Below are 14419 nucleotides of genomic sequence, written 5' to 3'. Positions count from 1 at the left end.
CAATATAAATTTTATGTAATAATAATACTTTATTGGCATATAGAATAATTAATTTTTACTGATTATTTTGATTAACTAAAATAAACTAGCTTATAGACTTATAGGCTAGTTTTTGTTTTTAACATAAATTACTTCCGATAACGATATATTATCGGAAGTAATTTAAATTAAAAAATTGGGCCTAAATGGCCCAATCCTTTGTGTTATCAAGTTTTTTGCTTATTTACGTTTAAATGTGTATGGTTCGTATTCTACATCATTATGGCGGTTAGTCCACCAGTTCCAGCCGATTCTTGCTAACTTCCAAGCAATGAATCCTACGATGATTCCTAATACTAAACCAGTTAATACATCTGTTGGATAATGTGCAAATAAGTAAACTCTAGAGAATGCTACTACTATTGACCCTAACAATGCTAAAATCCCTAAATATCGCTTCTGAGGCGCTATTTGAGTTAAGCCTAGGTAAATAGTCATGGCTGATGCGAATGAACCAAAGCTATGACCTGATGGGAATGAATAGCTTGTAGCTTTTGGTAGTGCAGATTCCAACGGTACCGTTACATTTGGAAAATCAACAAATGGTCTTAATCTAGCTACATTTGGTTTTAAACCTTGGTCGCCAATTATAAATACAAATCCTAAAGCAATAATAATCGCCACGCCTAAAACACGGTATTTTTTTTGTAGCATTAATAATAATGCTATAATAATCCATAATGCGCCATTGCTTGTAATTTTTGAAATAAATGCCATAATTGGTGTTAAAAAACTATATACAAAATGTTCATGTACATAGAAAATTAAAGAGTGATCAAATTGTAAAATTGTGTCCATAAATTCCTCTTCTAGTCTACTTTTCCTAAATGATAATTATTGAGAATGCCTTATTATGTTTTTTATTTTAATAATTAATCTATACTAATTTATTTACGTATATAATGATTTCTCATTTACAGCCCAAATAATAGCCTAAACTATTTATATACAATGGTCAATAGTTTAGGCTATATTTCATAAAAGCTATAGTTATGATTTCTTTTTATCTGTTTTCTTAGGTGGCACTTCAGGTGTTGCAGGCATTGTAATAATCGTATCTACAGGGTCATATACAGACTCAAAGGAATCAGTTTGAGTAACCCAGTTACCATATGTAATGGTTCTATACGTATTCATTTTTAAGCCTACATGGCCCTCTTGTACCTCTTTTTCTTTTAAAGATGAATCTACCTTAGTTATTGTTTTATTTGGAATCTCACCATAATCACCTACAGAGATAGATACATTTTTTGGTTTATCTTCAGCTGTACCTATAATGTAAATAGTTAACGTACCATTATTCATAACACTTAAGATATAAATAGAATGTTGGTACGGATTTCTAAACTTAAAGTCTAAATAGCCCCAAGCTACCGTAGCATCTCTACCAGCTTGAATATATCCAACTGGTTCAAAATGAGGTGTACGTTCAACAATATTCATACCAGATAATAAAGCTGTATTAAAAATAGTAGAACTCACTTGGCAAATACCGCCACCAATGCCTGGAACTAATTTGCCATCAATCATAACAGGCGCATCATCATAGCCAGCTTCTGCAGTACGTTCGCCTACTACATCGTTAAAGGAGAATTGTGCACCGGGCTTAATGAGTGTACCATTTATCTTATCAGAAGCTAATTGGATATTATGTGTTCTGCTTTCATTACTTAAATTATACTCCGTTGTGAAAGATGCTAATACAGTATTTAAAGGTTTTAGATCAGTATCAGTAACTTTTACCGTATTCTGCGTAGTAAATACCATAGAAAGAGAATTTATACTATCGCTAATCTGTAGATCATCTTTTAGCTTTTTCAAGGTAGCATCGATATCAATACGTTTGCCTTCTTTTGACGGATGTATTACTACTTGTCCATTTTCAACAGTAAGATAGGCATCATGACCAGGTGTATCTATTGTTTTTGCTAACTCAGTGAGATATGTTTTACCCTTTACTTCGTCTAACTTATATTGTGGTTTAAAATGATGACCATAAAATAAACCATTAAATCTATGTGACAATACTGTCCACATATCATCCTCATAGCCGTATGTGGAAATAGCTTTTACCATAGCCTCTGTATCGAATTGAATACCTAAATCATGATATGTGGCTTGTTGTTTTTTATTATTTCCCATATCGATAGATATAGTCTGAGGTATCTTATCATTCACCTCTTGTAAACGTGCTTGTAATTCGTTCTTTGGTGTATTTGATAGATCTGTATCATTATAATATACGCCATAGGAAATATTTTCTGTTGGAATGTATGAGCAACCACTTGTACCCAAAAGAACAAGTACTGTTCCTACTAATATGTATTTCTTCGTCATGTATTCGTAAACGCTCCCGAATAAGTTATTATATTCTCTAATTATAGCATATAAAGATCTAATCTATGGTACAATTATATTGATATTTTATGGGTAAGGGTGAATTATGTCAGAGTCTAAGAAACAACAAAAGCATTTTTATTTGCGCAATAATGATGCGCTTATGAATAGTACAAAGTTGTCTATGAAAGCAAAACAAAGCATATTGTTATCTAAGGCTGAGAATACTGTTGATGCTTACGAATCGGATTGGGATGATTTCGTAGATTGGTGTACATATCAAAAGGTATCTTATTTTCCAGCTACACCAGAAACAATAGTAAATTATATTAACGATCTAGCAGATTATGCAAAGGCAAATACAATTTCACGTCGTATTAGTGCTATATCTGAAAATTTTAATGCTTCTGGCCAAAGAGATAATCCATGTATGGCTCCTATCGTTAAACAGGCCTTACGTGGTATTAGACGATTAAAAGGAACATTCCAACAAGGAAAAACCCCAGTTTTGTTAGAAGATATTGAAGATATTATAGACTGTATGACTAAGCTAGATGTGCCGGAACTTCAATTATTGCGCGATAAAGCTATTCTTTTGATTGGCTTTATGGGTGCTTTCCGGCGCAGTGAGATTGCAGCTATTACAGTAGAAAATCTTCAATTTTCACCACAAGGTGTTGAAATCTTTGTAGCATCCTCTAAGGCCGATCAAGAAGGTCAAGGTGCAGTGGTAGCTATCCCACATTTATCTGGTTCTCCGTTAGATGCAGTACGAGCCTTACAACAATGGTTACGTGCTTCTGGTATTACTGAGGGACCTGTATTTAGAGGGTTTACAAAAAATATGTCTTTACGTAAGACAGCTATATCCGATAAGATGATTGCAGAAATCGTAAAAAAATATATTTCTCTTATTGGTCTAGATCCGACTATGTATGGCGCTCATAGTTTACGTCATGGCTTTGCAACGACTGCAGCAGCTTATGGTGTTGAAGAACGTAATATTATGCGACAAACACGTCATCATAGTGTAAATATGGTTCGTCGTTATATCAATGAAGCAAATAAGTTTGTAGATAATCCTATCTCTACAATTTTTGAAAAGCGATTTAGATAACAATCATAAATTAGTAGATTTAGACAATAACTATAAATCGTTTAATAACATACATTAGATAACAAAAAGCAGCTATCTCTGTTAGAGTAGCTGCTTTTTTGCGTGGGATTAACCCATATATATTTAGTTTTGAGCCACATAGTCCAAAGCTCTAACTGGACTATTAGATTTATTTGCTGGTACTTTCAAAACGGTACCAGGTACAAGCGCTCCGGAATCACTAATATTGTTAAGTTCCTTCATAGCATATACCATTTCACGAACATCCATATCTTTATGAGCTGTACGTGCTGCAATATCCCACATTGTATCGCCTGCTTGAACCTTTACCTCACGTACATTATATGTATTTACCTCTGTTGCAGGATTTGACATATTATAACCAAATAATACTGTTAAGCACATTCCTACCATCATCAATATATTTTTCATCTCATACCTCACATTTACATCGAACATAATATCTGAGAACATTTGTTTGTTTACATGCTTATAATACCACACGAACGAATGTTCGGTCAAGCGTTTTAGAACAAATGTTTGCAAAAACTTTTAAAATTGCCTATAATAGGTATATAAGTTAAGTAAATATCTTATATTTTTATTATATAGTACGTTATGTGGTAATTTTTACGCATAGATATATTTACATTTTTTGACATTAGATTGACTTTGGAGGTTTATCGTGAGACGCCCTGCTACAGATATTAATACAAAACAGCGCCGTATATTAGACTTTATAAAAGATTCATTACATAATGAATATCGTTGTCCTACAGTTCGTGAAATCTGTACACATGTAGGACTAAGTTCCACTTCTACTGTTCAATCTCATTTGAATGCGCTAGAAAAATTTGGATATATTAAACGTGATCCCAATAAAAATCGTGCTATTACTGTATTAGAAGATACTAAACCTTCTATTTCAGTAGCCGATAATGAAACGTCTAGCTCTGATAACTTTGAGTTTTTAGGTGCTGGACTTAAACAAGTACCTCTTATCGGCACTGTACAAGCAGGTATGCCTATTACTGCAGTAGAAAACCTAGAGTCCACACTTACATTGCCAGTTCAATTGACTGGTGATTCCGATTGTTTCTTACTTCGTGTTCAAGGCGAATCTATGATGAATATCGGTATGTATGAAGGTGATATTCTCATCGTACGCCATCAAAATACAGCAAATAATGGCGATGTAGTTGTAGCACGTATTGATGATGAAGCTACAGTAAAACGTTTTTACAAAGAAAATGGTCACATTCGTTTGCAGCCTGAAAATGATGATTTTGATCCAATTATTGTAGATGATTGTCATATTGAGGGTCTCGTAATCGGTCTTGTACGAGATAGAATATAAACAAAAAAACGGCAACATATTGTTGCCGTTTTTTTGTTGCATGTATAAAGTTTATTTTTAATGTAAACTATTTTCTCTCCGTAGAGTAGCAAAAATAGCACCTGATATATTATGCCATACACTAAAAATAGCCCCTACCAGCGTTGCTAATGGGTTTAATGCAAAATTTGTTGCTGCCAATGTTACGGCTAAACCACTATTTTGCATTCCTACCTCTATTGCTAGCGCTGTAGTTTTATCATATCTTAATTTAAGCAGTGCTCCTACACCTAATCCTAATAGTAGACCTAGTATATTATGTATACCAACAACAATAAGTGTTTCAAGCCCAGAAATCAATAGTTTATCTTTGTTAATAGCAATAATGGCTGCTATTAACAGTATAATAGCAATCATTGAGAAGATCGGACTAATGCTGGTTAAAGTATTGATATGTGATTTACATACATATTGGATTACTGCACCCAATAAGATTGGCACAATAATAACTTTTACCATAGTAATCATCATAGGTAGAACTTGAACATCTACCCATGCACCACCGATATATAAGATTAATAATGGTGTAACTATGGGAGCTATTAATGTTGAAGTAATTGTCATTCCTACAGATAAAGGGACATCACCATTGGCAATATAGGTTATAACATTACTGGCTGTCCCACCAGGACAACAACCTACTAATATTACACCAATAACAATATCTGGTGATAATGTGAATATATGGCAAATTCCCCAAGCTAATAGAGGCATTATCGTATATTGTGCAAGTACACCAATACAAATATCTTTTGGATGCCTAAAGATACTACATAAGCTTTCAAACTTAATAGTAAGCCCCATTCCAAACATGGCTATACCAAGTAAAAAAGGTGTATAAGCGATTGCCCAAGTAAAGTATTCTGGTACTATATAGGCAATACATGAAAAGCCTAGGATTATAAAAATTAAGTATTTGGAAAGGACGTTGTTGAGTGTAAGTAAATGATTCATAACTTCTCTCCTTAATTTGGATCGTATGAGAAGTTATCGATAAGTCGTGTAGAACCAATATATATAGCCATAGCCACTAATACTGGGGCAGTAACCTCTTGTACAGGTTGCATAGTCTTAGCATCAACAACTGAAATATAATCTATTTTAGCAAGCGGTTCGGTTTGTATTGTGTCTGTCATAGTATCAATGATACATTTAGCAGGACACCCATATTGTATAGTTTGTTTTCCCAATTGAATAGCTTTATACAATATGGTTGCAGCTTTCCGTTCTTCACTAGACAAATATGTATTACGAGAAGATTTTGCTAAACCATCTTTTTCACGAACAATGGGAACACCAATAATATTGACAGGAAAATTTAAATCAAAGACCATTTTACGTATAATGGCTAATTGCTGTGCATCTTTTTCACCAAAATACGCATTTGTTGGTTGAGTAATATTAAAGAATTTTGCCACCACAGTGCAAACGCCTTTAAAGTGAATTGGTCTGCGAATACCACACAATGTATCAGATAAATCCGCAATGTTTACAAATGCCTTTTTATCTTGGTACATTTCCTCCGGATTTGGAGAAAAAATAAGATCGACACCATGTGATTCACATAACTTTTTATCGCTATTAATATCACGCGGGTAAGTACTTAAGTCTTCATTTTCTCCAAATTGAATAGGATTTACAAATATAGAGACAATGACCTTATCGTTATTTTTTCTAGCTTGATCTATTAATGCAGCATGTCCTTCATGTAAGAATCCCATGGTTGGTACAAAACCAATTGTGTAACCTTCTTTTCTCCAGCTATTTACTGTATTCCGTACATTTTCGATAGTTGTTATAAATTCCATTATATTCCTCCGTTATATTGTAAATACGAAGATAGTCCTATACAGTCTACTGTAATTCGATCAATGACAATTATTTTTGATCAACTAATAAACCATGTTTCTCATAGTTTTTTATATGACTTATCTTATTATTGTTATCTACAAATACAACGAGAGGATTATGGCTCTCAACTTCGCTTTCATCAAGCTGTGCATAACACATGATAATTATCTTATCATGTACTTGTACATGTCGTGCAGCAGCACCATTTAAACATATAACACCACTACCTGCTTCTCCGGCAATAGTATATGTACTAAAACGTGCTCCATTATTAATATTTACAATTTGAACTTGTTCATATTCTCGTATTCCGGATGCATTCAATAAATCTGTATCAATTGTAATGCTCCCTACATAATCAAGCTCTGCTTGTGTCACAGTAGCCCTGTGAATTTTACCTTTTAACATTGTTAGTATCATGCTAAACTCCTTGTGTTTTAAATGTACCCGCCATATTGGTCGGTTCGAACTTTCACAATTTGTCTGTTTATCATGAATTAACAGTAGACTAGAGTATAGTTAAAAATACTATCTCCAGAGAAATTATACCATAATTGTAAATTTTTACATTAAAATACAATTAATATAATACAAATAATGTGACTCTAATCAAAAATAACAGTGATTGTAGTATAAAATAAAAACCAGTAGCTACAATGTAGTTACTGGTTTTTATTTTATACTAATATTTTATTTTAGATATTCTGCTAATGCTTTATCAATATATGCTGCTTCATCAGCCGTTGGTTCACACATTGGTAAATTAAATTTTCCCACAGGTAAGCCAATTTTACGGGCTGCATATTTAACAGGAATCGGATTTGTGGTGATGAACATCGCTTTTATAATTTCTGATAAAGCTTGATGAATACGAATCGCTTCGTAGTTATGGCCAGATTCATAAGCTTGAATCATAGCATTCATATCTTTGCCTGCTACATGAGATACTACAGATACAACTCCACATCCTCCAACAGATAACATCGGTAATGTAAGACCATCGTCCCCACTATATACCATGAAATCATCTCCAGGCATTAAACGCTTAATTTCAGAAGCAATCATTAAATTACCACTTGCCTCTTTGATAGCACAAATATGTGGATATTCGTTATGTAGTTGAACTAAGGTAGTTGGGAAAATACCTGTCCCTACACGACTTGGTACATTATACACCATAATTGGCAATGTAGTAGCTTCTGCAATAGTTTTAAAATGCAAATATTGGCCTTGTTGGTTCGGTTTATTGTAATAAGGTACTACAACTAGCAAACCATCGATACCATCGATTTTAGAGACTTCCTTTACAAATTCTGCAGAAGCCATTGTATCGTTACTACCTACGTTAGCAATAATCGAACCTTTATGTCCACATTCTTTTGCAATCGCATTAAATAGAGCTAATTTTTCGTCTCTAGACATAGTTGGGTTTTCACCCGTTGTGCCACAAACCACAAGACCATCAGAGCCATTATCTAACAGATGATTGGCGATAGCAACACAATTTTCAATATTTGCGGATCCATCACTATTAAAGGATGTCACCATAGCTGTTAACACTCGACCAAAGGTTTTCATATATGTCCTCCCCTTGATAGATTAAAATGCTTGTTTTTCCACCAAGTACTCAGCAATTTGCAACGCGTTAAGAGCTGCACCTTTACGAATTTGATCCCCTACAATCCAGAAGTTCATACCTTTGTCATTATATAAGTCTTTACGAATACGACCAATTTCACAGTCGTTTTGATTAGATGTATACAATGGCATAGGGTAAATTTGTTCAGCAGGATTATCTTTAACTTGTAAACCAGGGAATTTTTCACATGCTGCTTTGAAAGTCTCTACAGATACAGGCTCCGCTGTTTCTACCAAGACAGACTCAGAGTGGGAACGATATACAGGAACACGCACTGTAGTAGGAACTACTTGAATAGTTTCGTCATGAAGGATTTTTTGTGTTTCGTAAACCATCTTCATTTCTTCTTTAGTGTAATCGTTCTCTAAGAATACATCGATTTGTGGCAATAAGTTGAATGCTACAGGATAGTGTTTAGGAGCAGAGCCGGTTGGTAACAGATTTGCTGTCATTTCTTCGCCTGCAGTATATTGTTTTACTTGATTTTCAAGTTCTTCAATACCTTCTTTACCTGCCCCAGATACAGCTTGATATGTACTTACAACTACACGTTTAATTGGAGAGATATCATAAAGCGGTTTTAATCCTAAACTCATGATAATTGTAGAGCAGTTAGGATTTGCAATGATACCTTTATGTTTCAAAATATCTTCTGGGTTAACTTCTGGTACTACGAGTGGAACTTCAGGATCCATACGGAATGCACTAGAGTTATCGATTACAATAGCACCGCGTTTAGCGGCTTCTGGCGCTAATGTTTTAGATATAGAGCCACCTGCAAATAGCGCAATATCAATATTATCAAAAGATTCAGGTTTTGCTTCTTCTACAATATATGTTTTACCATTCACAGTAAGTTCTGTACCTGCAGAACGAGCGGAAGCTAATAGTTTTAAGTTTTCATAAGGAAAGTTACGTTCTTCAATAAGTGTAATAAATTCAGCACCTACTGCACCAGTAGCACCTAGAATTGCAATATTAGGTTTTTTCATTGATACATCTCCTTGCACAAATATTATAAATAATGTTCTAAACCGTATGTTAAGCCAGTTTTAGAACTAATTTTTTTACATGCTAATACTACGCCTGGCATAAAAGATAAACGGCTTAAGCTATCATGACGTATGGTTAATGTTTCATCATAACCACCAAATAAAACTTCTTGATGAGCCACATAACCTGGAAGGCGTACACTATGAATTGTTACATCGTCAACCTTAGCACCACGAGCACCTGGTAAGCTTTCACGAGTTAAATCCTCATCAGCAGTTACCTTAGCAGCTTGTTTAGCATCGTTAATCAATTTAGCTGTTAAAATAGCTGTGCCAGAAGGCGCATCGTATTTGTGATTATGATGTAATTCTATAATTTCTACATTAGGGAAATATGGAGCGAGCTCTGCAGACACTTTCATCATCATTACCGCCCCAAGAGAAAAGTTTGGCGCCACTAAGCAATTTGCTTGATTGGAACGACCTATTGTATCAAGTTCATCACGTTGTTCTGCAGTCAATCCTGTAGTACCGATGACTACATGAATACCAGCGGATAACATTTTCTTCGCGTTTTCATAAATAACTGCAGGATTAGTGAAATCTACAATCACATCAGGTTTATTTATATCTAATACCTCATCAATGGAGGCATTCATCTTGATACCTAATTGTTCGATTCCTGCTACAGAGCCTACATCTTCCCCTGCCTTAGTCGGATCAATACCACCAACTAATGTTAAATCAGGATCGTTATGTACTGCTTTGACCACTTCACGACCCATTTTGCCGCCAGCGCCATTTACCATTACTCGAATCATATATACCTCCAAAAAAGCCAGTGGATGCATCCACTGGCCTTATAGATTATATAGCTATATATACTCTTATGAAAAGCTCAATGATAGCACTCCACCAATACAAGATTGATGACAGTTGTCTATCTATTAAATAGACAACCAGAACGATGAGTCGCAATCATCGAACTTCGGCAAGCATCCCTTTTATCATGGATCAATGCATGCCTACTCCTCATGATTACTCTTAATACTCGCACCTCTATCAACATATTCATTTAATACTATTAGTATAAGTAATTATGCGATTTTAGTCAATTAAAATGGTCAATAAGTTCTTTCGCCGCCGCAAGTGCTGTAGCAGACATTCCCTTACCAGACATCATAGACGCGATTTGTGTTACTCGTTCGTCCTCATTTAAGACTACTAATGTAGAGATTGTACGATCATCTTGCTCGATTTTAGATAGATGATAGTGTTGTTTCGCAATACTTGCAGTTTGAGGCAAATGAGTAATACAAAATACTTGATTTGTTCTAGATAAATTAAGTATTTTTTCTGCCACCTTAAGTGCTATATCACCACTGATACCAACGTCAATTTCGTCAAATACCATCGTTTTAAAAGCGTCACTACGGAATACTGATTTAAAGGCTAATGCAATGCGAGCTAACTCACCGCCAGATGCTACTTTATGTAGAGGTAATAACTGTTCCCCTTTATTCGCAGAGAATAGCATTTCAATAGACTTTGCACCTAATGAGGATAACTCAGTCCCCTCTTCAATATGAAATTGAATATCCCCTTTGGGCATCCCTAGATCCACTAATTCTTGATGTAAGGCCGTAGCAATATCTTTTGCATTTTTTTGACGTACCTCGTGTAAAACTGTTAACGCTTCTTCTGCTACCTTTTTTGCTTCTTCAAGACGTGTTTCTAATTCATCTTGAGCAAATACAAGGCCTTCTAGTTCTTCTAAACGAGATTGCGCCTTTTCTTCGTATGCTAGAATATCTTCTACGGTTTCACCATATTTTTTCTTTAAGCTATAAATTGTGGTATCTCTGTCTTGGCAATACTTATAACGCTCTTCATCGTAGCTGATAGTATCCCTGTAACGATCTAAAGATTGTGCAGCTTCTTCTAGTTGGAAATAAGCAGAGTCCACCATTTCTGAGACTTCTTTTAACTCGCTGTCATATTTTACTAGATCATTAACCTCTACCTTAATCGAGTTAATCGTATCAAGTAATGGTTGACGTCCATTATAAAAGACATCATAACAAGAACCTAATACCTTATCGATATGTTCAAAACTGTCAAGACGGTTAAGTTCTTCAGCAATAGTTACATCTTCACCAACACTCAGACCAGCATCTTCAATTTCGTCGATTTGGTATCTAAGCATATCAAGCTCCCGGGCTCGCTCAGACATATTTTCTTGTAAATAATCTACATCTTGTTTTGCTTTCTTATACATTTTATACGCATCAGTATAAGTTTTATAGGCTTCTTTTCCTTCTTTATTAAAAGTATCTAAATATTCATGATGTGTATCAGCGTCTAGTAAACGTTGGTTGCTATATTGTCCGTGAATATCTGCTAAGTATTGACCAATCTCCTTTAAAGCTTTTAAAGGTATTGGTTGATCATTAGCCAATATACTAGATTTGCCATTACGGTTAAAGGATCTAGATAGAATTAACTGGCCTTCTTCTATCATGATATTTTTAGACTCTAATAGGTCTTGAATACTTTGGTGATTAGCAATATCAAATATTCCATCAATAACAAAACTATCTTTACCGTGACGAATAAACTCGCTACTTGCGCGTTCTCCTAATAGGATACTAAAGGCATCCATAAGAATGGATTTCCCTGCCCCAGTTTCGCCGGTAAAGATAGTAATGCCATCATTAAATGAAATATTCATTTGCTCAATCAACGCAAAGTTGCGAATGCTCATTTGCGTTAACATATTATTAGTCCTTCATTAAATCTTGAATTTTCGCTAAAATTGCTGGAACTTCAGCTTCAGATTTTGCAATTAACAAAATAGTATCGTCCCCTGCTAATGTACCAATAATTTCAGTCCATTTTGCATGGTCGATAGAAAATGCTACAGATTGAGCAGAACCAGGGATTGTATGTAATACAACTTGGTTTAAACTGTGATCAACCTTAATCAAAGAATCTTGGAATAGTCGGTTAATACGACTACGAGATAAAACTACATTTTCCTCTGGAGATAATGCATAACGATAATGTCCATCGCCTGTAGGAATTTTGATTAACATTAATTCCTTAATATCACGAGAAACTGTAGCTTGTGTAACTTCAATACCTTCTTCTAGTAAAGCCGCAGCTAATTCCTCTTGTGTTTCAATCGCCTTGGACTGCACGATCTCTTTAATTTTGTTATAGCGATAGCGTTTCATTTTGAACTCCCTTTTTTAAACCTTGCACATAAAAGAGAATAGTATCTTTCTGATAATATTATACCATATATTCATAATTAATATATGGTATAAATCGCATATATTATACGTCTTATGCATATTATATTAATATTTAAAATATTGTTAATATTCTATATATTGATAACGTGCAAATTCATAGCTCATAAGGTTCATCTATTTATAGGGAATTAATAATTTAAAAATAAAAAAATATACATGTATAATTAAAATCCCCTATAAAGGGGGTTTTACTAACTGAGTATGAGTTTTATTCATAATGAATAAAGATATATTTCGTTTTATCGTTTTTGCAATATAAATAACTCAGGTGGATTATGTATTTGGTTCATCGGATGCCAATGACATACATTATATATTTTCTGATCTAAATCTGATAAATACGATTTAAGAGACTGCATTTCTTCAAATCCCTCTGTTGTTCCAGGGTAAGCAACTATTGTAATAACTCCAGACTTGGAAAGTTTGTGTAAACCTTCATTTATGGCATCAATGGTTTGGTGCGGTTTTGTTACAACTTGGTGATCTCCTCCAGGTAAATATCCGAGGTTAAAAATCATTAAATCAATAACTTCATCTTTTAATTGATGAGCTACCGCCAAATCATGAGAGTCATGAATAAACGTTAAACTTACTTCTGGCGCAATATCATTTGATTGTAAAAGCTCCTTGCTAGTTTTAATAGCTTTCATTTGAATATCAATTCCATATAGATGGCATGCTTTTTGTGCCCGTTTAGAAAGGTATAAAAGATCATGGCCATTACCACATGTAGCATCTACTACCACTTTGGCATTTTCCATGCATCGATCCCAGATTAAATGTTGGAATTGAACAGCATTGTTAATGTTAATCACAAAACCACCCCACTTGAGATTTGGTTATAACAATTCATCTCGACGAGATGCTAACTTTTTAAATAGAGTACCAAAGAAACATTGATCCTTGAATCGTACAAATAAACAATATACAGGGTTAGAACTTATATGTAAGGTTTCTTTATTTGTAAAAGTATAGTCAAATGTACCATCAATACAAATATGTAATTGTGGTTCTCTTTCCGGCATTGTAATTTGAATCGTATCATGTTCCTCCAAAACAAGGCTTACACCTTGAATTAAATGTGGTGCTACTGGGGTGACAATGATTGATCGATTATCTGGTTTCATGATTGGACCACCAGCCGATAGATTATAGCCGGTAGAACCTGTAGCAGAGGAAATAATTAAACCATCCGATGGATACATTTGCGTGTGTTGATTATTTATGGACATATTAATTCGAGCCATTTTAGCAGGCTCAGCACGAGTGATAACAATTTCGTTAATGATAGGAACTAGTTCTTCCTCTTTACCCTCATGACGTTCTATATAAGCATATAAATGTCCACGCTTTTCAATATTATAATCACCATTAGCAATACGTTTAATATGACTTTGCATTTGATGAATTTCAATTTGATTTAAAAAACCTAGTTCGCCAAGATTAATACCACAAACAGGTACATTATATGGATAAATTTGTCTTGCAAGATGGATGATGGTACCATCACCACCAAAACTAAAGGCAATATCGATTTGTTTGAAGATTTCTGGGCGACTTAAAATATGAGTTTTAGGAATCTTAAGTACTCGTGCAGGTGCATCTGATTCGAGATCATCTGGCAAAAATACTTCGATACCTTCATCTTTACAAATATGTGCAGCCATTTTTAGAACTGCCATAATATTGCTTTTCCCCATATTGGGGAAGAATCCGATACGCATAGTAATC

The 14419-nt window shown here is 34.4% G+C and carries 15 protein-coding genes and 1 riboswitch; of the genes, 2 read left to right on the top strand and 13 right to left on the bottom strand.

Annotated elements, in window-relative coordinates:
- Positions 1-219: 219 nt before the first annotated feature.
- Positions 220-837: a phosphatase PAP2 family protein gene (locus B1A77_RS07880; protein WP_077708426.1), complete on the bottom strand. Its 618-nt coding sequence runs from the start codon at positions 835-837 to the stop codon at positions 220-222.
- A gap of 192 nt (positions 838-1029) precedes the next feature.
- On the bottom strand, positions 1030-2376 hold the full coding sequence (locus B1A77_RS07875) for a VanW family protein (protein WP_077708425.1): 1347 nt from the start codon (positions 2374-2376) through the stop codon (positions 1030-1032).
- Positions 2377-2482: 106 nt separating this feature from the next.
- On the opposite strand from B1A77_RS07875, the gene B1A77_RS07870 reads away from it, so the two are divergent.
- Positions 2483-3493: a site-specific integrase gene (locus B1A77_RS07870; protein ID WP_008600957.1), complete on the top strand. Its 1011-nt coding sequence runs from the start codon at positions 2483-2485 to the stop codon at positions 3491-3493.
- A gap of 123 nt (positions 3494-3616) precedes the next feature.
- On the opposite strand, the gene B1A77_RS07865 is transcribed toward B1A77_RS07870, so the two are convergent.
- A complete protein-coding gene (locus tag B1A77_RS07865; protein WP_077708424.1) occupies positions 3617-3925 on the bottom strand; it encodes a LysM peptidoglycan-binding domain-containing protein in 309 nt (102 codons plus the stop codon).
- Between the two features lie 253 nt (positions 3926-4178).
- Between B1A77_RS07865 and lexA the strand changes: the two genes are divergently transcribed.
- Entirely contained in the window at positions 4179-4850 is a 672-nt protein-coding gene (lexA, locus tag B1A77_RS07860) for a transcriptional repressor LexA (protein WP_077708423.1), read from the top strand.
- A 57-nt stretch (positions 4851-4907) separates the two neighbouring features.
- On the opposite strand, the gene B1A77_RS07855 is transcribed toward lexA, so the two are convergent.
- The 10 genes from B1A77_RS07855 to B1A77_RS07810 all read right to left on the bottom strand — a co-directional run bounded on the left by B1A77_RS07855 (position 4908) and on the right by B1A77_RS07810 (position 14412).
- The gene (locus tag B1A77_RS07855) at positions 4908-5843 is read right to left on the bottom strand and encodes a bile acid:sodium symporter family protein (RefSeq protein ID WP_077708422.1); all 936 of its coding nucleotides are present in this window, start codon (positions 5841-5843) and stop codon (positions 4908-4910) included.
- 11 nt (positions 5844-5854) lie between these two features.
- Positions 5855-6697 carry a pantoate--beta-alanine ligase gene (gene panC, locus B1A77_RS07850; protein WP_077708421.1) on the bottom strand — a complete coding sequence of 281 codons (843 nt, stop codon included), beginning with the start codon at positions 6695-6697 and terminating at the stop codon, positions 5855-5857.
- A 70-nt stretch (positions 6698-6767) separates the two neighbouring features.
- A complete protein-coding gene (panD, locus tag B1A77_RS07845; RefSeq protein WP_004695834.1) occupies positions 6768-7160 on the bottom strand; it encodes an aspartate 1-decarboxylase in 393 nt (130 codons plus the stop codon).
- A 270-nt stretch (positions 7161-7430) separates the two neighbouring features.
- On the bottom strand, positions 7431-8318 hold the full coding sequence (gene dapA, locus B1A77_RS07840) for a 4-hydroxy-tetrahydrodipicolinate synthase (protein WP_077708420.1): 888 nt from the start codon (positions 8316-8318) through the stop codon (positions 7431-7433).
- A 21-nt stretch (positions 8319-8339) separates the two neighbouring features.
- A complete protein-coding gene (locus B1A77_RS07835) occupies positions 8340-9371 on the bottom strand; it encodes an aspartate-semialdehyde dehydrogenase (RefSeq protein ID WP_077708419.1) in 1032 nt (343 codons plus the stop codon).
- 23 nt (positions 9372-9394) lie between these two features.
- Entirely contained in the window at positions 9395-10192 is a 798-nt protein-coding gene (gene dapB, locus B1A77_RS07830; protein ID WP_077708418.1) for a 4-hydroxy-tetrahydrodipicolinate reductase, read from the bottom strand.
- A 76-nt stretch (positions 10193-10268) separates the two neighbouring features.
- A riboswitch (Lysine riboswitch) is annotated at positions 10269-10441 on the bottom strand.
- A 41-nt stretch (positions 10442-10482) separates the two neighbouring features.
- Complete coding sequence (recN, locus tag B1A77_RS07825; RefSeq protein ID WP_077708417.1) at positions 10483-12147, bottom strand: DNA repair protein RecN; 1665 nt, start codon at positions 12145-12147, stop codon at positions 10483-10485.
- 4 nt (positions 12148-12151) lie between these two features.
- The gene (gene argR / locus B1A77_RS07820; RefSeq protein WP_004695825.1) at positions 12152-12607 is read right to left on the bottom strand and encodes an arginine repressor; all 456 of its coding nucleotides are present in this window, start codon (positions 12605-12607) and stop codon (positions 12152-12154) included.
- 320 nt (positions 12608-12927) lie between these two features.
- Positions 12928-13503 carry a tRNA 5-(aminomethyl)-2-thiouridylate-methyltransferase MnmM gene (gene mnmM / locus B1A77_RS07815; protein WP_004695822.1) on the bottom strand — a complete coding sequence of 192 codons (576 nt, stop codon included), beginning with the start codon at positions 13501-13503 and terminating at the stop codon, positions 12928-12930.
- Between the two features lie 24 nt (positions 13504-13527).
- On the bottom strand, positions 13528-14412 hold the full coding sequence (locus B1A77_RS07810) for an NAD(+)/NADH kinase (RefSeq protein ID WP_077708416.1): 885 nt from the start codon (positions 14410-14412) through the stop codon (positions 13528-13530).
- Positions 14413-14419: the final 7 nt, after the last annotated feature.

It is taken from the genome of Veillonella parvula (assembly GCF_002005185.1).
Lineage (GTDB): Bacteria > Bacillota > Negativicutes > Veillonellales > Veillonellaceae > Veillonella > Veillonella parvula_M.
Note: the sequence above shows the minus strand (reverse complement) of the source record. Positions and strands in the feature narration are given on the sequence as shown.